The organism is Agrobacterium sp. RAC06, assembly GCF_001713475.1.
Lineage (GTDB): Bacteria > Pseudomonadota > Alphaproteobacteria > Rhizobiales > Rhizobiaceae > Allorhizobium.
Window position 1 is genome coordinate 1,338,582 of record NZ_CP016499.1, and the last position, 19,367, is coordinate 1,357,948.

Annotated in this window: 20 protein-coding genes and 1 tRNA gene; 14 read left to right on the forward strand and 7 right to left on the reverse strand. The window is 60.4% G+C overall.

The annotated features are described in order from the left end of the window. Window positions 1–31: 31 nt before the first annotated feature. Both BSY240_RS06460 and BSY240_RS06465 read left to right on the forward strand, forming a co-directional pair. Complete coding sequence (locus tag BSY240_RS06460) at window positions 32–2,101, forward strand: lytic transglycosylase domain-containing protein (protein ID WP_069041763.1); 2,070 nt, start codon at window positions 32–34, stop codon at window positions 2,099–2,101. A gap of 84 nt (window positions 2,102–2,185) precedes the next feature. Next, window positions 2,186–3,046 (forward strand): alpha/beta fold hydrolase, encoded by an 861-nt coding sequence (locus tag BSY240_RS06465; RefSeq protein ID WP_069041764.1) that lies wholly within the window; start codon window positions 2,186–2,188, stop codon window positions 3,044–3,046. Between the two features lie 101 nt (window positions 3,047–3,147). On the opposite strand, the gene BSY240_RS06470 is transcribed toward BSY240_RS06465, so the two are convergent. Both BSY240_RS06470 and BSY240_RS06475 read right to left on the reverse strand, forming a co-directional pair. Further along, window positions 3,148–4,107, reverse strand: coding sequence for a porin (locus BSY240_RS06470; protein WP_069041765.1), 960 nt, complete (start codon window positions 4,105–4,107; stop codon window positions 3,148–3,150). A gap of 240 nt (window positions 4,108–4,347) precedes the next feature. Then, window positions 4,348–4,438, reverse strand: a tRNA-Ser gene (locus tag BSY240_RS06475). 605 nt (window positions 4,439–5,043) lie between these two features. Here BSY240_RS06475 and BSY240_RS06480 point away from each other — a divergent pair. Together BSY240_RS06480 and BSY240_RS06485 are read left to right on the forward strand one after the other, a co-directional pair. Continuing rightward, window positions 5,044–6,048, forward strand: coding sequence for a porin (locus tag BSY240_RS06480; protein WP_069041766.1), 1,005 nt, complete (start codon window positions 5,044–5,046; stop codon window positions 6,046–6,048). A 298-nt stretch (window positions 6,049–6,346) separates the two neighbouring features. Further along, complete coding sequence (locus BSY240_RS06485; protein WP_083229572.1) at window positions 6,347–7,279, forward strand: tyrosine-type recombinase/integrase; 933 nt, start codon at window positions 6,347–6,349, stop codon at window positions 7,277–7,279. Window positions 7,280–7,379: 100 nt separating this feature from the next. Here BSY240_RS06485 and BSY240_RS06490 read toward each other — a convergent pair whose 3' ends face one another. Continuing rightward, window positions 7,380–8,597: an NAD(P)/FAD-dependent oxidoreductase gene (locus tag BSY240_RS06490; protein ID WP_069043855.1), complete on the reverse strand. Its 1,218-nt coding sequence runs from the start codon at window positions 8,595–8,597 to the stop codon at window positions 7,380–7,382. A gap of 334 nt (window positions 8,598–8,931) precedes the next feature. Here BSY240_RS06490 and BSY240_RS06495 point away from each other — a divergent pair, with 334 nt between their 5' ends. The 3 genes from BSY240_RS06495 (at window position 8,932) to BSY240_RS06505 (ending at window position 11,103) form a co-directional block, all read left to right on the forward strand. Beyond that, entirely contained in the window at window positions 8,932–9,285 is a 354-nt protein-coding gene (locus BSY240_RS06495) for a hypothetical protein (RefSeq protein ID WP_054149604.1), read from the forward strand. Between the two features lie 178 nt (window positions 9,286–9,463). After that, window positions 9,464–9,880: a PilZ domain-containing protein gene (locus BSY240_RS06500; protein WP_069041767.1), complete on the forward strand. Its 417-nt coding sequence runs from the start codon at window positions 9,464–9,466 to the stop codon at window positions 9,878–9,880. 110 nt (window positions 9,881–9,990) lie between these two features. Next, window positions 9,991–11,103 carry a pyridoxal phosphate-dependent aminotransferase gene (locus tag BSY240_RS06505; RefSeq protein WP_069043856.1) on the forward strand — a complete coding sequence of 371 codons (1,113 nt, stop codon included), beginning with the start codon at window positions 9,991–9,993 and terminating at the stop codon, window positions 11,101–11,103. Between the two features lie 153 nt (window positions 11,104–11,256). Here BSY240_RS06505 and BSY240_RS06510 read toward each other — a convergent pair whose 3' ends face one another. Beyond that, complete coding sequence (locus BSY240_RS06510; RefSeq protein ID WP_006727350.1) at window positions 11,257–11,523, reverse strand: SEL1-like repeat protein; 267 nt, start codon at window positions 11,521–11,523, stop codon at window positions 11,257–11,259. Window positions 11,524–12,031: 508 nt separating this feature from the next. Here BSY240_RS06510 and BSY240_RS06515 point away from each other — a divergent pair. Further along, complete coding sequence (locus BSY240_RS06515; protein ID WP_054149607.1) at window positions 12,032–12,367, forward strand: DUF2147 domain-containing protein; 336 nt, start codon at window positions 12,032–12,034, stop codon at window positions 12,365–12,367. A 71-nt stretch (window positions 12,368–12,438) separates the two neighbouring features. Here BSY240_RS06515 and BSY240_RS06520 read toward each other — a convergent pair whose 3' ends face one another. Further along, the gene (locus tag BSY240_RS06520; protein WP_069043857.1) at window positions 12,439–12,816 is read right to left on the reverse strand and encodes a glyoxalase superfamily protein; all 378 of its coding nucleotides are present in this window, start codon (window positions 12,814–12,816) and stop codon (window positions 12,439–12,441) included. Window positions 12,817–13,071: 255 nt separating this feature from the next. Here BSY240_RS06520 and BSY240_RS24095 point away from each other — a divergent pair, with 255 nt between their 5' ends. Together BSY240_RS24095 and BSY240_RS06525 are read left to right on the forward strand one after the other, a co-directional pair. Further along, window positions 13,072–13,242, forward strand: a complete 171-nt coding sequence (locus BSY240_RS24095) for a hypothetical protein (protein ID WP_153761860.1) — start codon at window positions 13,072–13,074, stop codon at window positions 13,240–13,242. Window positions 13,243–13,334: 92 nt separating this feature from the next. Further along, window positions 13,335–14,837, forward strand: coding sequence for an AMP nucleosidase (locus BSY240_RS06525; protein ID WP_054149609.1), 1,503 nt, complete (start codon window positions 13,335–13,337; stop codon window positions 14,835–14,837). Window positions 14,838–14,928: 91 nt separating this feature from the next. Here BSY240_RS06525 and BSY240_RS06530 read toward each other — a convergent pair whose 3' ends face one another. Together BSY240_RS06530 and BSY240_RS06535 are read right to left on the reverse strand one after the other, a co-directional pair. Beyond that, entirely contained in the window at window positions 14,929–15,462 is a 534-nt protein-coding gene (locus BSY240_RS06530) for a GNAT family N-acetyltransferase (RefSeq protein ID WP_083229573.1), read from the reverse strand. 91 nt (window positions 15,463–15,553) lie between these two features. Beyond that, on the reverse strand, window positions 15,554–16,027 hold the full coding sequence (locus BSY240_RS06535; protein ID WP_069041768.1) for an OsmC family protein: 474 nt from the start codon (window positions 16,025–16,027) through the stop codon (window positions 15,554–15,556). A 150-nt stretch (window positions 16,028–16,177) separates the two neighbouring features. Between BSY240_RS06535 and BSY240_RS06540 the strand changes: the two genes are divergently transcribed. The 4 genes from BSY240_RS06540 (at window position 16,178) to BSY240_RS06555 (ending at window position 19,342) form a co-directional block, all read left to right on the forward strand. Then, window positions 16,178–16,768: a PadR family transcriptional regulator gene (locus BSY240_RS06540; RefSeq protein WP_069043859.1), complete on the forward strand. Its 591-nt coding sequence runs from the start codon at window positions 16,178–16,180 to the stop codon at window positions 16,766–16,768. Window positions 16,769–16,770: 2 nt separating this feature from the next. Further along, window positions 16,771–17,064, forward strand: coding sequence for a DUF2218 domain-containing protein (locus tag BSY240_RS06545; protein ID WP_069041769.1), 294 nt, complete (start codon window positions 16,771–16,773; stop codon window positions 17,062–17,064). A 258-nt stretch (window positions 17,065–17,322) separates the two neighbouring features. Further along, window positions 17,323–18,429: a TMEM43 family protein gene (locus tag BSY240_RS06550; protein WP_171901552.1), complete on the forward strand. Its 1,107-nt coding sequence runs from the start codon at window positions 17,323–17,325 to the stop codon at window positions 18,427–18,429. Between the two features lie 139 nt (window positions 18,430–18,568). Next, window positions 18,569–19,342 (forward strand): SDR family NAD(P)-dependent oxidoreductase, encoded by a 774-nt coding sequence (locus tag BSY240_RS06555; protein WP_069041770.1) that lies wholly within the window; start codon window positions 18,569–18,571, stop codon window positions 19,340–19,342. Window positions 19,343–19,367: the final 25 nt, after the last annotated feature.

The following is a 19,367-nucleotide window of genomic DNA, read 5'->3' on the forward strand; positions in this document are numbered from 1 at the left end:
CTCGTGTGATGCCATGAGTTATAGTGTGTGGATGAAGATGTCGCTGCCTTATCGTTCTGTCCTCGGTCTCGGTCTTGCGCTCGTCCTGTCGTCGACGAGTGCGCAGGCGCTTTCCGACGTGCCTGTGCCGCCTATGAAGCCGCTCGGCTTTGCACCGAGTAAGGCGGCACCGCCGTCGCTTGAGACCACCGGCGCCATTCCGCGCGGCGAGCGGCTGGCTGCCGCCAATCCGCGGCTGAAGTCCGGCCTTGATGCTCTGTCTGATCGCAAGGGCGCCCAGGCGATCGCGATCCGCGACCGCATGCCCGCCGGGCTCGACCGGCAGATGCTGACCTGGTCGATCGCCATGTCCGGCTTGAGCGACGTACCGGCGGCCGAAATCGCCGCTGCCCAGCGGCAGCTTCAGGGCTGGCCGGGGCTCAAATCCTTCCGCGCCAATTCGGAAAAGGCGCTTTTCCGCGAAAATCCGGCGCCATCCGCCGTGCTTTCCGCCTTCGGCAATACAGCGCCGGAGACGACCGAAGGCACGATGCTTCTGGCACGCGCGCATCTCGCGACGGGTGACCGGAGCAAGGCTGCAAGCCTGATCCGCAACCTCTGGCGCACGGAGGGCCTGGACGAAGCGACGGAAGATCGGGTGAAGGGTGAGTTTTCCGGCCTGCTGCGGCCCGCCGATCACCGCGCCCGCATGGACTATCTGATGTATCGCGAGCGGGTGGGCCAGGCGAAGCGCTTTGCCTCGCTCGGTGAGGCGCAGTCGCTCTACCGCGCCTGGGCAGGGCTGATTTCGAAGGCCGACAATGTCGGCGGGCTGATCCAGGCCGTGGATGGCAAGTGGCGCAACGATCCGGCGCTGCTCTTCATCCGCATTGAAAACCTGCGCCGCCAGCAGAAATTCGAGGAAGCGGCCAAGCTACTCTCGCAGATGCCGCGTGATCGGGCCGAGTTGGTCAATACCGGCGCCTGGTGGGACGAACAGCGTATCATTGCCCGCGGGCTTGCCGATCAGGGTCAGGTCCGCGAGGCCTATCGCATCGTCTCCCGGCATGTGGCGACTCAGCCAACCGATATTGCCGATGCGGAATTCCATGCCGGCTGGTTTGCACTGCGCGCGCTGAACGATCCGGATACCGCGAGCCGGCATTTTGCCCGCATCCTCGAGGTTTCCAACCGGCCGCTGACTGCCAGCCGCGCCTGGTACTGGCTGGGTCGCGCCGCGGAAGTGTCGCGCGACCGCAAGGCGCGCGAGTATTTTGCCCGCGCCGCCGAGCATTCCAGCACCTTCTATGGCCAGCTCGCCGCCGCGCGCCTCGACCGGCCGGGGATCGAGATCCCCTATCCGCGTCCCAGCCAATCCGATCGCAACCGCTTTGCGCAGCGCGAAGCCGTTCAGGCGATTGCCCGTTACGAAGCGGCCGGTCATGGCTGGCGGGCGCAAAGCCTCTACCGTGCGCTGGCCGATCAACTGGAGAGCCCTGGCGAACTCGCTATGTTGAGTGCAAGGGCGGAGAAATCCTCCGGCGGCCATCAACTGGCGCTGCAGATCGGCAAGACAGCCTATTCGCGGGGGATCGACGTGCCGGCGCTGGCCTTCCCCGTCGGCGTCATTCCGTCCTCGGCCAATATTGCCGGCTCCGGCAAGGCGCTTGCCTATGCCATTGCCCGCCAGGAAAGCGCGTTCAACCCGACCGCCATCTCGCCGGCGGACGCGCGCGGGCTCCTGCAGCTTCTGCCGTCGACCGCAAAGGCTGTCGCGCAACGCCATGGCCTTGCCTATCGCCCGGAGAAGCTGACCAATGATCCCGGCTTCAATGCCACGCTCGGCGCCCATTATCTGGGCGAGCAGATCGACCGCTTCGACGGCTCCTATGTGCTGACCTTCATCGCTTACAATGCCGGCGCCAGCAAGGTGCCGGGCTGGATCGAGCGTTACGGCGATCCGCGTGGCAAGTCGATCGACGAGGTCGTCGATTGGATCGAGCGGATCCCCTTCCCCGAGACGCGCAACTACGTCATGCGGGTGATGGAGAATTACCAGGTCTACAAGAGCCGGCTTGGGCAAAAGACCGACATCGTGCACGACCTGCGCTTCGGCCGGTAAGCGCCCGGCCCTGTCCATTATTGCCTGGTGACCGGCGGTGAAGGCTCCGCTAGGCTCTCTTTCGACACAGCGAAGGAGAGCCGCATGGCCGATGTTATCGACCGCTTCATCACCGTTCCCGACGGACTCAACCTGCATGTGCGCATTCATGGCGCAAACAATGGCGGCACGCCAATCGTCTGCCTGCCTGGGCTCACACGCAATGTGCTCGATTTCGAAGATCTCGCGCGGATGCTGGCAGCTCCGCCCTATGATCGGCGGATCATTGCGATCTCCTCGCGCGGCCGCGGCCTGTCGGATCGGGACCCGCAGCCGGAGCGCTACACAATCCCAGTCGAAGCGGGCGACGTTGTCAGCGTGCTCGACGCCTTAGGCATCGACCGCGCCGCCTTCATCGGCACCTCGCGCGGCGGCTTGATCCTGCATGTGCTGGCAATGACGCATCTGGATCGCATCGAACGGCTGGTGCTCAACGATATCGGGCCCGTGCTGGAGACGGAGGGGCTGAGGCAAATTCAGGGCTATCTCGGCACTCGGCCTGCGCCTTCAAGTTATGCCGAAGCGGCTGACATACTCAAGGCCACCCATGGCGCAGAGTTTCCGGCGCTGAGGCCGGACGACTGGGCCGGCATGGCGCAGGCGCTCTACCGCGAGATCGATGGAAAGCTCACCGCAGATATTGACCAAGCCATCGCCGCGCAGTTTCGCGCCGCCGACTTAAGCCAGCCCTTCCCCGACCTCTGGGCGCAGTTTGCGCTGCTTGCGGACAAGCGAGTGATGGTGGTGCGGGGGGAACACTCGCGGCTTCTGTCCCGCGCCACGACTGATGACATGGCTCAGCGACATGCCCAATGCACGGTCGTCGAGGCCAAGGGACAGGGCCATGCTCCGCTGCTGCATCTCAATGGGCTTGCAGAAGCGATCGGCACGTTTCTGGGCAGCTGAACCCTGCCGCAGATCGCGCACCAGCGATCGTCACAAAACCTCTTCAAAAACGAAAAGCCCGGCACAAGGCCGGGCTTCCCTTATTCGATCTGGAGATCGAATTAGAACGAACGGATCAGGCGAACGAAGCCGGTCCACTCGCCGCTGTCGGCCTTGTTGTAGTCAACAGTGGTGTCAACCTTGAGGCCCGAAGCAACAGCGTAGGAAGCCAGAACGCCACCGGTTACGTAGTCGACGTTGTTGAACTGCTCAACAAAGTTGACAGACGGGGTGATCGTCAGCTTTTCGGTGGCCTTGAAGCCGTAAGCAGCGCCAACGGTCCACTCAACGGTGCCGACGTAAGCCGACGGGTCGGAAGCCCAACCAGCGTAGAGTTCGAACGTGCCCGGGCCGATTGCAGCAGCGCCCTTACCAACGACATAGCCTTCGTCAGCCTTGGTGTCGTAGCCGCCCCAGAGGGTCAGGGTTACGGCGCCGAGGGTCGTGGAAGCCAGACCCTGGATGCCGAATGCGCCGTCAGCCTGACGGAGTTCGTCAACGCCGAGACCAACGGTAAAGGCGTCAGCCGAGTAGGTGTAGCTGACCGAGTCAAACTTCGCGTTGTCGATGAACGTGTCGTTTTCGCCGGAGATGCCGATGTCGTCAGCCCAGGTCAGGAAGTAACCAGCCTTGAAGCCGCCAACGGTGATGTAAGCCTGGTCAAGGGTCACGCCCTGCGAACCATCGCTCGTGCCCTGAAGACGGATGTAGGAACCGATGGTGCCAACTTCCGAGTCGTTCTTGGATTCGATTACGAGACGGGCGCGGGTCTGGAAGTCGTCAGCGTTGCGAGCTGCAACGGTGTCGCTGGTGTTCCAGTCGTAAGCGAAACGAACTTCGCCGCCGATCTTGAGGCAGGTTTCGGTGCCGGGGATGTAGAAGTAGCCGGTGCCGAAGGCGTCGCAAACGCGAACGTATTCCATGGGCTCGGGCTCAGCAGCGACGATTGCGTCAGCAGCCTGGGCGCCGGAAACTACAGCGAGAGCTGCAGCGGAGCCGAGAAGAAGGCTCTTGATGTTCATTATTGACCTCCAGTCAATTATAGAGGTCGCACCAGGTGATTTCAGAATTTAATTATTATTATCAATTGCTTGCTGGTGTCGCGTGAATCTGGTCGGCAACGCGGCGGCGAGTTGCGCGTCTCGGGAAACAGGATTTCTGACGGAGCTGTGGAAGGAAGCCAGGCGCGCAAGCTCGCGCAAAAGCTCGAGACAGTGCGAACGATATGCAAAGTGTAATGGTGATGTGCAGGGGTAAAACAATGGCGGAGAGGAAGGGATTCGAACCCTCGATACGCTTTTGACGTATACTCCCTTAGCAGGGGAGCGCCTTCGACCACTCGGCCACCTCTCCGGTGACGCCTGATTATTTGCTTGAATCAGTGATTGCAAGGCCTTTTCTCCGCTCTCAACATTTTAGCGAGCGGTCGCCAATGCCAGGTGTTGATCCCATCACTCATAGGAAAAGCCGAATCGTTCCCGCCTCACGACATGATTCTGTCGCTCGGGCGGCCATCTGCTGCCGATTTTCAGGCTTAAGGTCTGAAGCTGCCATTGTCGAAGATGCAGCTTCGAGGCGAGCCGACATGGTTCTAAATGCAACTTTTTGCGGAATCCTGTGCCAAAATGAGAAGACCACCCGCATGCGAACACCTGCCCCGCATACCCAAGAGCCTGTGTAAGCGGCGGTTTTTTTTGGATTTTCTTAACAAAACCTAAATGGATATGGGGCGGCGCAAGGGAGTTTGTGGCCTTTCAGCAACAGGCCGGGTGGAAGGGTGACCACATTCTCTCCATTCCACTCTTTGGTGATTGCATGACCGACGGGGTTTTGTATTTTCAACCTCGGAAGCGAGGCGGTGGATCGTCCGTCTTCTGAAACCGACGGGGATGGGGCAGGGAATGCTGTCCTTCAGCCAATTAACCCAGACCCATACGAAACTTGACTGGAGGTCAATAATGAACATCAAGAGCCTTCTTCTCGGCTCCGCTGCAGCTCTCGCTGTAGTTTCCGGCGCCCAGGCTGCTGACGCAATCGTCGCTGCTGAGCCCGAGCCCATGGAATACGTTCGCGTTTGCGACGCTTTCGGCACCGGCTACTTCTACATCCCCGGCACCGAAACCTGCCTCAAGATCTCGGGTGAAGTCCGCGTTACTCTCTCGGCTAACGAGAACAACGCTCCTTACGGCACCCCGTCGAACGACACCTGGGATAGCGCAGTCCGTGCTCGCCTGGCATTCGACGCCAAGAACGACTCGGAAATCGGAACGATCGGTTCCTACGTCCGCATTCAGGCTGATAGCCAGGGCGCAACGACCACAGGCGCTAACATCACGCTCGATCAGGCCTACATTACTGTTGGCGGCTTCAAGGTTGGTCGTTCGCTGACCTGGGCTGACGACTGGGGTCTGGCTGGTGAGTCTGACGACTTCTTCGGCAATGCCAAGTTCAACACCGTTTCCTACACCTACTCGGCTGATGCCTTCACGGTCGGGCTCGGCGTGGACGACCTCTCCGACCAGTTTGCTGGCAACGAAGTTGGTCTGGAAGCCGTTGGTTCCGCTTCGCTCGGCGTGGCCACTGTCACCGTGAACGGCGTTTATGACTTTGGCTCGGAAGAAGGCGCGATCGCCGGCGTGGTCGCCGCTGACGTTGGTCCTGGCACCTTCGCTTTGGCCGCCGCTTGGGCGTCTGGTCAGTCGGTTGGTTACAACTTCACTTCCGAGTGGACTGTTGGCGCTGCCTACACCTTCAAGGCAACCGACAAGCTGTCGATCACCCCGCAGGTTGTTTACTGGGATAGCGTTGGCTTCACGAATGCTGACCAGTGGGGCGCAGACCTGCTCGTTGAATACGCTCTCGCTTCCGGCCTGAAAGCTTCGGCTGACGTTCGTTACCTCGATCGCGACGGCGCTGCTGACGGCAACTGGGACGGCTTCGTCCGCCTGACCCGCTCGTTCTAATCCACAGCGATTAGCGAAAAAATGCGTTGGGTCCGGCTTCATCACGAGCCGGACCCTTCGCGCATTCCGGAATGAGCTTGAATACGCGTTCTGCCAAGGGCTTGGGCAGGATCAGTCAGGCTCTTCGTCAGAACAGAAAGGAGCGCGAACGATCCATTCAGACAGTCCGATAGGGGCTTAACACGAAAGTTTGTGCTGTTCTGCACTATACTTTTTATAAGTTATAACGATATCTACGCCTGTGGGGACGGGCGGTGAGCCCGTTCGCGTGCTCGCCAAAGGGAAATTTGGGGGATACATGCAGGTGGAAATGCCGGCCGGTAAGGGTTTTGACGTCTTTGTGGGCGTGCCCGATTATTCGGTACATTATCAATACAGACAGGGAACGATCCTGCACGAGGTGCGCGAAACCAATTTGCGCGAACTGTTCGGCAAATATGGCGACCTGTTGTGGATGAATGGCAGCCACAAATATAACGTAACCAATTTTATTGGAGAGCTTCACGATCTCCTTGATTTTCCGAGCTTTTCGGCTTTTTCAGACGAGATGCTCGACCAATTGATCGGCAAATTGCGCAAACGCGGTAATAGCAATGCCACCATCAACCGAAAGATGGCGGCCTTAAGCAAACTGCTGCGAAAGGCGAACAAGATGGGAGACGTTCACAGTCTGCCTGAATTCAAGCGCCAGAAAGAGAAAGCGGGTCGCATTCGCTTCCTCGACAGGGATGAAGAGGACCTGCTGTTTTCCGAAATCCGGGCGCATTCCGAACTCTATTGCCGGTTCTGCCTCTTCCTGGTCGATACCGGCGCCCGCCTGAGCGAGGGTCTGAACCTGCGCTGGGGTGACATACATAAAGACCGCGTGACCTTCTGGGTGACAAAATCGGGACGCTCGCGCTCGGTACCGCTCACCCAGCGCGCGCTGGCTGCCATTGAAGCGTCGGATCGTCGATATTCGGGCCCGTTTGCCGAGATCGACCAGCAGCGCTTCCGCATCGCCTGGCACAACGCCAAGGATGCGGTGGGCTTTGCCGACGACAAGGATGTTGTGCCGCACGTGCTGCGCCATACCTGCGCATCCCGTCTGGTTCAGGGCGGGATCGATATCCGTCGCGTTCAGATGTGGCTTGGCCACCAGACGCTCACCATGACCATGCGTTACGCCCATCTGGCTTCGCATGATCTCGACATGTGCGTTCCGATCCTGGAACGGGCGGCGGCGTCGTGAGTCATATTGTGATGTAAGTTGCAAAAGGGCCGGCTTTGTCCGGCCCTTGATCTTTATATTGTGTCATTCCCTGCCCTGCCCCAAAGGCGGGCTCATGGCCTCAGACCATCAGGCTCTTCAGGTCGAGCGCGGGATCTGCAATCGAGACAGGATCGACCGGCCGACTGAGTTCCAGGAGCTTCTTGCCGGTCACATAGGCCTTGGCATCGTTGATCGCATCGACGGCGATGAAGACGCCCTTGCAGAAATACCAGATCGAAAGGCTTCCCTCGCGGGTACCGGGGCGGAGCACCGTCTGATCATAGCCCAGATTGAAGCCGGCGATCTGCAGCTTCACATCATACTGGTCCGACCAGAACCAGGGCTTCGGGCGATAGGGCTCGGATCCACCCGCGATCACGGCTGCGACGGCTTCGGCCTGATCCACCGCATTCTGTACGGATTCGAGTCGTACCTGCTCCCCGTTCCATGCCTGAACGGCGCAGTCGCCCATGGCGAAGATGGCAGGGTCGCTCGTGCGGCCAAAACTGTCGACGGCGATGCCGTTCTGAACCTCAAGACCGGCATCACCCGCCAGACGATCGTTTGGGGTCACACCGATCCCGACGATGACGAGGTCGACGTTGATGACGCGGCCGTCCGAGAGCTCGGCGGCCTTCACCCTGCCCTCATCGCCGATCAAACGGGTCAGACCCGTCTTTTCGTGGATGTGCACGCCCTCGGTTTCGTGGATCGTGCGGATCGCATCCGCCGTGTCGGAAGCTGCAACGCGGGACAGAATGCGGTCCGCCATTTCGATCAGCGTGACGTCGAGACCCAGCTTGCGGGCGACGGCTGCGGCCTCAAGACCGATATAACCGCCGCCGATAATGAGAAGCCGATGGCCCGGTTTCATCTCCTCGGCCAGACGATCGGCATCAGCCTTGTCACGCATCGTGTAGACGCCCTCGAGATCACCGCCGATTGCGGCCGGCAGACGGCGCGGCGTCGCTCCGGTGGCGATGGCGAGGGTCTCATAAGGGATCTCGCTGCCGTCGAAAAGCGTGACCACGCGCTTGTCACGATCGATCGCTTCGACCGGCGTCGACAGGCGGATCTCGACCCCGTTCTCGCCATACCAGGCTTCGGGCCGGAACAGCAGTCGATCGAAGTCCATGTCGCCGAGCAGATACTTCTTGGAAAGCGGAGGCCGCTGATAGGGCAGCACCGGCTCGTTGCCGACAAGGGTGATCGGCCGCTCGTCCTTCAGCGCCCTCAGTTTCGCGGCCAGAGCGAAACCCGCCTGCCCCGCTCCGATAATCACCAGTCGCTCCGCCACGTGACGCACTCCCTGCAGCATGCCGTCCAAATCAGAATCGTTGCCTGAAGACCGGCTACGATGCGATGCAGCAAGGCCTAACTTTGTGGCGGTTTGCGGTCAAGTTGGCCTGGGGCTCGCCGGTCGAAACCGCCCATTGTAAACGGCGTGCACATCCTCGCTGATTGCTACCTACGGCATTCCCGACCAAAAACGGCACAAACAGCCAACTGACGAAGTAGCTGGCAAATCTTGCCAATTTGAAAGCTCGTCTGGATTTTACGGTTTGCATGCAGGATCTGGTAACGGACATCGGCTAGCATGTCATTCTAACTTGACACCGTGGGAGGGTAACATGCCCTTGCAGAGGATACCGGACGCAAAATCGGACATCCCTCGGGATCAGATCTTCGAGAAATTCAAGATCGATCGCCCCGGCAAGATCGTGTTTGTCGGCCACCATCTCAGCATGGCACGGTCGCAGCGCTGCCTCATCCGGACGATTTCGCTCTATGGCGCCGATCTCGACGTCTCGCCGCATGTCCAGGTGCCCCCGAACTTCTTTCTGGAGATCCTCGGCATTCACGATGACATCGGCTGCACGCTGATCCGCCGCGAAGCCGAAAAGGTCACGGTCGGCTTCAACATGTTGATCGACCCCGAATTCCTGCACCGTGTCGTCAGGCTTTCCTTCGAAACAAGTCACTGACATCTCGCGCCGACTGATCACCGCTTGCGCCCTCTTGCGGGCGCCAGCGCGGCCTGCGCTTGCCGGGACGTCCGTTGAAACCGAATATTCAGTATTGGTAAAATTTGAGCGATCTTATTGATGCTACTGCAAATATTAGTGCTCACAGTGGGAGACAGAAGAGTTTGGGGAGCCGGTCATGGCGATGGAAAATGCGACGCATCTGGCTGGGGTACGCTCGGAAATGTACGAGCGCAAATGGGAGCGCTTCTATGTCCGCCGGCCGGCCAAGGTGATGTCGGTTCGCCCCGGCCTCACAGGCATCACGATCCGCAGCTGCGAAGTGGTCGACATTTCGCAAGGCGGCGCAGCGATCGAACTCACGACCGCGATTGGCCTCTCCTCTCATTATTATCTGCAGATCGTCGGCCTTGCCGACCGGATCGGATGTGCCGAGGCCTATCGCAACGGCAACAGAGTCGGCGTGAAGTTCATTGCACCGATCTCCGAGCACATGTTGCACCGGATTGTCCGCGCCGACTTCATGCTTGGCGACGCCGTCAATGCACCGCTCAAGCCTTTCCAGAACGGCAACGGTGCGCGCCTCGGTCGCTGAGAAAATCTCTGCCGGCAGATGAGGTCTGATCGCCGCGGATCCGGCTTGCTTCGGCTGCGGCGGCACTTATGGTGGGCGGATCGCTCTCGACCTCCGGATGCCGCTTCGCAATGACCGCCTTCTCACGCTTCACGCCCCTCTCCGCCTCGCTCCCCGCAACCGTGCCCTTTGTCGGTCCCGAAGCCATTGAACGGCAACGGGGCCTTGCGGTTCGCGCCCGCATCGGCGCAAACGAAAGCGGCTTCGGCCCGGCACCTTCCGTGCTCGCGAGAATCGCCGAGAAGTCAGGCGAGATCTGGAAATACAATGATCCGGAAAACCATGCCCTCAAGGTGGCGCTCGCCGCGCATCTCGGACTGAAGCCGGAGAACTTCGTGATCGGCGAAGGCATCGACGACCTGCTCGGGCTGATCGTCCGGCTGGTGATCGAGCCCGGCATGCCTGTCGTCACATCGCTCGGTGCCTATCCGACTTTCAATTTTCATGTGAACGGGTTTGGCGGGCGCCTGGTCACCGCTCCCTACCGGGACGACCGCGAAGATCTCGACGCGTTGCTCGCATTGGTGAAGCAAGAAGACGCGCCGCTCGTCTATTTCGCAAACCCCGACAATCCGATGGGAAGTTGGTGGGATTCAGACAGCATTGTCGCCTTTGCCCGCGCCCTGCCCGCTACCACGCTTCTCATCCTCGATGAAGCCTATAGCGAGACGGCACCCGAAGGGTCGATCCCATGCGCAGATGCGCTGATCGCCCTGCCGAACGTGATCCGCACGCGCACCTTTTCCAAGGCCTATGGCCTGGCGGGCGCCCGTGTCGGCTATGGCATCGGCACGCCCGGCACCGTCTCGGCCTTCGACAAGATCCGCAATCATTTCGGCATGCCACGGCTGTCGACCGAGGCGGCTCTGGCGGCGCTCGCAGACCAGGCCTATCTCGACGACGTCGTCGGGCGGATCAAGGCGGCACGGGACAGGATCGCCAGCATCGCGACCGCGAACGGTCTTAGCCCCCTGTCCTCGGCCACCAACTTCGTCGCGATCGATTGCGGCCGCGACGGGGTCTATGCCCGGGCCATCGTCGACGGCCTAATGGAGCACGGTGTCTTCATCCGCATGCCCGGCGTCGCTCCGCTCAACCGTTGCATCCGGGTCTCGGCAGGACTGCCTGAAGATCTCGACCTTTTCGAAGTGGCACTGCCGAAGGTGTTGAAGGCGCTCAACTGACCTCGCCACAATGAAAAAGACCGCGCCGGCCTTGTTCCTGCCGGTCGCGGTCTTTGAAAAGTGTTGGCCCTGGCCCCGTCCAAAGGTCCCCGCCACGTTCCCCACTCAGGGTTATTCTTGTCATTCTCCTGCCGCGATCGCGGCCGGAATTCGTCAGTGCATGGTCATCCATTCGCGGGCGGCACGAAGCGCCTCGGCGAGCTGGATCTTGCTCATCGTCTGGGCGAGATCGGCGCGAAGCTCGGCGGCGCGGTCGCAGCCCTTGATCGCGGCGATGTTCAGCCACTTGTGTGCCGACACCAGGTCAACAGGGCAACCGCGGCCGGTCGCATACATCAGACCCATGTCGCGGAAGACATCAGCCCGGGTTTCGCCACCCATCGTGGCATTTTCGGAATTGTGCATTTCAAAGCGTGCCATTGGTTTTGTCCCTGTTTGCCTAGTTTCTCGGTGGTCCCTGTTTTCCCTTGCGGGCCCTTCCGAAACGGCGCCGGATCTTTGTCCGGTCATTCTCGTATCGGTTGGGTTTGGCGGGGTTTTTCCCTGCTCGTTTGATGGGTTCACTATGCCAAACGGTCTTCAAAACTCGCTTAAAATGCATCCTTAATTTGCTGAAAACAAAGTACAAAAGCTTCGTAAACTTCGGATTCCGTTAAGCATCGCTTCCCCTGCAACCCAAGGATTTCCGCTCAAAATTTACGAAAGCTTCACGCTGACAAATCAACCGATTTTTCACCATGTTTCCCGAAGGCATTTCGCAAAAGTGCAGGATTTGCTGCGATCTGAGGCTTTCCACCGCTCGCATTTCGCGGCGGATTGCTTTTACCTTTACGTGTGCGTAAGATAATTCTTAACCGTTGGACGGCTGCGGAGAGGACCGTCTCCGACCACGGGAGAGGACCATCATCTCGGGAGGAGAGATCAGACCATGCGTTCCATCATCATTGCGGCAGCCCTTGCGCTTTCGGCCTTCACAGCCCAGGCCGCCGAGCCCATCGAAGGCAACTGGAAAACGGCATCCGGCGCCACGGCCCAGATCGCACCGTGCGGCGGCGCCTATTGCGTGACGCTGAAGAGCGGCAAGCACAACGGCAAGCAGATCGGCAAGATGTCCGGCAGCGGCGACAGCTACAAGGGCGAGATCACCGATCCGGAAACCGACAAGACCTATGCGGGCTCCGGCTCCGTCTCCGGCAATTCGCTGAAGATGAAGGGGTGCGTCATGGCCGTGCTCTGCAAGACGCAGACCTGGACACGTCTCTGAAGCGATCGACATTCGAAAATAGCAAAGGGGCGCCGGCTACAACCGGCGCCCCTTCTGCATTCAAGGATTGATCACAGGGGCTGGCCCACATCGATGCGATTGCCATCGGGATCTTCGAAGACGAAGGCCCGCAGGCCGTAATCCTTGTCCTGAAGACGCTTGACCACTTTCAACCCTCGTTGCTGCACGAGGTCATGCAGCCGGTCGATATTCTCGACCATCATGTGGGCGATGTTGAAGTCAGCGGCCTTGTGGTTCTTTTGAAGCGTGAGATGCAGTTCGGCGTCGTCGCGCTGCAGGATCATGAAGCCGACGGGGCTACCGTTCTCGAAGACCTTTCGAAATCCAAGCAGATCGACATAGAAGGCTTGGGCCCGCTCCATGTCCTTGACGGGCAAGGTCGCGGCAATGCGCCCAAACCGGAGGGCGACGTCGTGTTTTTCTGTCATGGGTGAAACCCTGTTGCCGGACGGCGGGGCGCATGGCGACGGTGCACCAAAGGCGAGGCCATTCGGTAAGGAGAGCAGGACGGGACGGTGCCCGCCGGTTTCCATTATGTCCAGAAGCCGGAGAGAGGGAAGAGGCATTTCCAGACGCCCCGCATTTCAGTTAACCCTTCTGAATGCCAGATGAACCCACATCTCAGCCAGCATTCAGACCCGCTCCGCTATACCGGTCTCAACAGATCGGAAAGGAGCAAGGACATGGCCAAGCTGGCACGGCGTCTCACCATCATCTCTTTGAGCATGGCGCTTTTCGCCTTCATGTTCGCGCAGCTCGTCGTCAACACTCAGCCGACCGTGCGGCATCTTTCTTCGGGTCTCGTCGCAAGCTGCGCGCCGACCGGCCTCAACAGCTGCCGCCCGACCTTTTGATCGAAGCCAGGCGCGCAAGCGGCTCCGAAGAAATCTTGACGCATCCCCCATGACGTCGTTTGCTTGTCAGATTTCGTCTCCTATAATGCGCCATGAACACACGAATCCTGTCCCCAGCACCCCAGAACTCCATCAGCCCCGAGCCCTTTGCGCCTCAGGTCTTCACAGATGCGACGGCGGCCGTCGACGCGCTGACGGCGCTTTACGAGCGCAATACAAATTTCCTGATCGAGGCCTTTTCGTCTCTGGCCAAGGGCGGTCCGATCGAGGGTCGATATCGCGCCTTCTACCCTCAGGTCAGCATAGAGACGACGAGCTTCGGCCATGTCGACAGCCGTCTCTCCTACGGACACGTTACCTCGCCCGGCATCTACACCACGACGATCACACGACCGCAGCTCTTCCGGCATTATCTGAAGGAACAGCTGGCGCTTCTGATGCGCAATCATCAGGTGCCGATTACGGTGTCTGAATCAGCAACCCCCATTCCGCTGCATTTTGCCTTTGCGGAAGGCGCCCATGTCGAGGCGTCTGCCGGCGGCCTCGTCGACATGCAGCTGCGCGACATCTTCGATACGCCTGATCTCACTGTTACCGATGACGAGATCGCCAATGGCGAATACGAGCCCTTGCCCGGCGAACCGCATCCGCTGGCCCCGTTTACGGCACAGCGCATCGATTATTCGCTAGCGCGCCTGTCGCATTATACCGCGACGAGCGCATCGCATTTCCAGAACTTCGTGCTGTTCACGAACTACCAATTCTATGTGGACGAGTTCTGCGCCTATGCCCGCAAGCTGATGGCGGACGGAAACAGCGACTACACGGCCTTCGTCGAGCCCGGCAACATTCTCACCCCTTCGGGCCATTCCGAACCGATCGAAGGTGTCGCCCTTGGACGCCTGCCGCAGATGCCGGCCTATCATCTGAAAAAGAAGGGGCACGGCGGCATCACGGTCGTCAATATCGGCGTCGGTCCTTCCAATGCCAAGACAATCACCGACCATATCGCAGTACTACGGCCGCATGCCTGGCTGATGCTCGGCCATTGCGCCGGACTTCGCAACAGCCAGCGGCTCGGCGACTACGTGCTCGCGCATGCCTATATGCGCGAGGACCACGTGCTCGACGACGATCTGCCGGTCTGGGTGCCGATCCCCGCTCTGTCAGAAGTGCAGCTGGCGCTGGAAGATGCGGTCGAGGAGATCACCGGCTATGAGGGCTTCGAGCTGAAGCGCATCATGCGCACAGGCACGGTCGCCACGATCGACAACCGCAACTGGGAACTGCGCGACCAGCGCGGCCCGGTAAAGCGGCTGTCCCAGGCACGCGCCATCGCACTCGACATGGAATCGGCCACCATCGCCGCCAACGGCTTCCGCTTCCGCGTGCCCTACGGCACGCTGCTCTGTGTGTCCGACAAGCCGCTGCATGGCGAGCTGAAACTGCCGGGCATGGCGACGGCCTTCTACAAGACCCAGGTCAGCCAGCATCTGCAGATCGGCATCCGGGCGCTGGAAAAGCTCGGCGCCATGCCGACCGAGAAGCTGCATTCCCGCAAGCTCAGAAGCTTCTTCGAGACGGCATTCCAGTAAGGCAGCAAGCGCAGCGGCCGGCAGAAACGGCAGAATGGTGTCCGGCAGGAATTTCCTTCCTGCCGGCAGGTGTCTGATAGGAGCCTGAATCTCAGCGCGCCAGAAATTCGCCGCGCGTCAGTTCGTACCAGACATCGCCGTGTTCGGAACCCGGGATGGGATCGGCAAAATCGGCAAACTCCGTGCGCGTGTGTTTCATGCCGATTTTTTCCATCACCCGTCGCGAACCCTGGTTCACGGCCATCGTGGTTGCCACGATTTTTTCGTAGCCACCGCTGGTGAAGCCCCATGTGACAAGCGCCGAGGCTCCTTCCGGCGCCAGTCCCTGGCCCCAGCACGCTCGGCGCAGGCGATAGCCGATCTCGGCGATCATCTCCGTTTCCGGAAACAGACAGAACCATCCGACAAACGCGCCGTCGGTCGTCATGCGTGCAGTCCACACATAGGGTTCCGTGCCTCTCGGCATCAGGAACGGCGCTTGCTCCGGATCGATCTTCTGGTGATCGACCGCGCCGCCGTTCAGAAAGCGCATCACGTCCGGGTCGCGTTCCAGCGCGATGAAATCGGCAGCGTCACTCGAGCGACAAGGAGCGAGCGTCAGGTTCGCCGTCTGCAATTGTACCATCAGGTCTCCTCGCAGGTCTTCCCGTTGCATGACGATATAGGTGGTCGACGGGAGAGCTTCCGTCGGGCAATACCTGCCCCGCCCTCACCTTTCACGCCTCGACGATCTTCGCCTCGCAGCGCACAGGGAAATTCACCGAATTGGCAATGAAACACTTCTCGTGCGCGTCGCCATGAAGGTCCAGCGCGAGTTCCGGAAAGGTGCCACGCTTGATGGTAACGGTGGGGCGAAGCACGACATCGGTAAAGCGCCCCGTACCATTGGCATCCATTTCCATGACACCTTCGGCATGGTCTTCATAAGCGATCACAATGACGCCGGAGACGGCGCAGAAGTGCAGATACCAAAGCTTGTGGCAGGCCGACAGCGAGGCGAGAAAGAGATCTTCCGGGTTCCAGCGCTTGGGATCGCCGCGAAAGGCCGGATCGGCGGAGCCGAGAATATCCGGCTTGCCTTCCGCCGAGATCAGATGATCACGTCCATAGTCGCGGTAGCCGGAGGTGCCTGTGCCGGCATTGCCCTGCCAGGTGACCGTGACTTGGTATTCGTGCCGCTTCTCGCTCATCGACGCCCTCCTCAGCGATTCCTCTTGCGATCTTAGTCCTCGCGCACAAGCCGGACCAGCATGACCCCGGAGAGATTTTTATGGCCGGGCCTTGCATCGTCCGATCTAAGATATATCTTAGATGCAATTCAAACAGAACGAGAGATGATCATGAGACATTCCCAGAGCGGCCGCGGCGAATGCGGCAATCCCTTCCACGCCTTTCGCCAGGCGATGCATGCTATGCGCAATGGCGGCCCCCAGGGCGGGCCTTTCGGCGGCCCCAGAGGGCGTGGCGAACGCCGCCGTATGTTCGACGGCGGCGAGCTGCGCCTCGTTCTCTTGAAGCTGGTCGAGGACCAGCCGCGTCACGGCTATGACCTGATCCGCGAGATCGAGAGCCTGTCGGGCGGTGCCTATGCCCCTTCGCCCGGCGTCGTCTATCCGACCATGACGCTGCTTCTCGACATGGGGCTCGCGGAAGAGCATGAGAGCGACGGCCCGCGCAAGGTGATGACCATCACCGAAGCCGGCCGGACACATCTCGCAGAGCGGGCCGACGAGGTCGCGACCGCGATGGGACGCCTGACGGCCCTTGCAAAAGTCAGCGAAAGAACCGATGCAGCCCCGGTGCGTCGCGCCATGCACAACCTGAAGCAGGCCCTGCACGACTGTCTGTCGCGCGAAACGACCACGCGCGAGACGCAATTGGAGGTCGCCCGCATTCTGGACGAGGCGGTCGGCAAGATCGAAAGGCTTTGATCATGGCAACAACGACGACAACCGTTTCCACCGAAAACGGCTGGAAATATCTGCAGCAGCTCTGCAAGCACTGGTCCCACAAGCTCGAGGTCGAGCTCGACGAGCAGAACCACAAGGCCGTGGTGAAGTTTCCCGAGGCAACAGCATCCATGCACAGCGATGCATCGAGCCTGACGGTCACGATCGAGACCGAAGATGCCGGAAAGCTCGAAACCTATCAGGGCGTGGTGGCCAGCCACCTTGACCGCTTCGCCTTCCGCGAGGCCCCCCTGCCCTTCGACTGGAAAGCGGCTTAAGCCATTCCCGACGTCACTGGTTCGCCGGCCAGAACAGTCTGCTTTTTGGATCAGTCTCCTGCGTGAGGCTGATCCCTCTGGCGGAGGATGTGCAATACGTTCTGCCCCGCCTTCGATCCCCCCAAGATAAGAACTTTCCCTGGCAACAAAACTTGCTAGAAACTCGCAACTCGGTAAGGGCGCTAGGCAATGGGGGATGCCATGAATGTGGTAACAAGGACATCGACATCTTGGTTTTCTCGTCTGGGTGGGGCACTGATGGGGGCCATATTCGGCTTCATTCTCGTCATCGTGGCAATCGTCGCGCTGCTCTGGAACGAAGGGCGATCGGTCGCGACGTATGAGTCGCTGGTGGAAGGCCAGTCGATCGTCGTCAGCACCGATGCAGCGCGGATAGACCCTGCGCTCGATGGCAAGCTGGTGCATATCGAAAGCGGCGTGGTTCCGGAGGCTGACGTCGTCGACCCGGACACGGGAATCAGCGCGAGCGGCGTGATTGGCCTGGCTCGCAAGGTCGAGATGTATCAGTGGGTCGAGGAAAAAAGCAGTAAGACCGAGAAGAAGCTGGGCGGCGGCGAAGAAACCGTGACCACCTACACCTATTCCAGGGAATGGAGTGGGGATGCGCAGGACTCCTCGAAATTCCAGGAATCTGCGGGGCATGAGAACCCCGAATTCTGGCTGCCGTCGACGGAAACGCTGGTGGAGACGGCGAAACTGGGTGCCTTCAGTGTGGAAGGCTCGCAGATTGCCTCGGCTGGCACGCGGCAAGCCTTGCCGATCACCGCTGAAACGGCAGCCGAGGCTTCCGAAGCCCTCGGCTATCCCGGCGAAGGCCGTGCCGTCACGCAGGCGCTTTATTTCGGCGCCGATGAGAAGGCGCCGGAGGTCGGGGACACCCGGATCCGCTTCGAGAAGATCGTGCTGCCCGAAGTCAGCGTCGTGGCCATGCAGCGTGGCGATCGCCTGGCCGAATACACCACGGAAAATGGCTACACGCTCTTCCTGCTCGCCGCTGGCCGCGAAACCTCGGACAAGATGTTCGCCGACAGCCAGACCGAAAACGTCATTCTGACCTGGGTTATCAGGGCAGCGGGGATCCTGGGTTTGTTCGTCGGCTTTGCCCTGATCCTGCGGATCTTCAGCGTGATCGGTGACGTCATTCCGTTCGTAGGCACCCTGATCGGCTTCGGGACGGGTCTGATTTCGTTCGTCCTGGCGATCGCGGTCGGCGTAACGGTCATTGCGATCGGCTGGTTCGCCGTCAGGCCGCTGCTGTCGATCGGGCTGATCGTGGGCGTGGTCGCAATTATCTGGGCCTATTCCAGGTATGTCCGCAAACAGACGGCCCAGCCTGCAGCGTGACCCGCGGACGGTAGAGCACTGAGCACGCCTGGGTTCACTGAAACATCCTAGGTCAAGGTGCAACGAGATGGACGAGAGCGGCCTTGCCAAATCACATCGGGGCCGCTCTAAGCTTGTCTGACAACAGGAGGACAAGCCCATGACCGCACTCACCATCCCCGACCTTTCTGGCAAGGCCGTGCTGATCACCGGCGCATCGAGCGGCATCGGCGAGGCCCTGGCACGCGGCTTTGCCGCACAAGGCGCCCTGGTCGGCCTGCACTACAATTCGAATGCGGAAGCGGCGCATGCCATCGCCCGCGACATAGAAGCCGCCGGTGGCAGCGTCGTACTGGTGAAAGCCGATGCGGCGTCATCGGAGGCCATGGCCGAGGCCGTCGAGCATGTCGCCAAGACCTTCGGTCGGCTCGATGGTGTCATCAACAATGCCGGCAGCATGATCGCCCGCGTGCTCTATGAAGAGATGACGGACGCTCATTACGACAAGGTGATGGACGTGAACGCCCGCTCGGTGATCGCTACGACACAGGCCGCCGTGCCGTATCTGAAGCGTGAGGGCGGCTTCGTCATCAATACGACGTCGGTGGCCGCTCGCACGGGCGGCACCGCAGGCTCCGGCGTCTACGGTTCCTCGAAAGCCTTTGTCGGCGCAGTCACCAAGGGCATGGCGCTGGAATTCGGCAAATACAATATCCGCGTCAACGCGGTGGCACCCGGCGTCATCACCACCCCATTCCAGGACAAATATGCCCTGCCCGGCCAACTCGATCAGGTGGCAGCCGCCGTGCCCTTGAAGCGCACCGGCACACCGGAGGACTGCGTCGGCGCCTATCTCTTCCTCGCCTCGCCGATGCTCTCCGGCTACATCACCGGACAGACGATCGACATCAATGGCGGGCAATTCATGCCGTGAGGCAAAGGGCGCCGGTCTCGCCGGC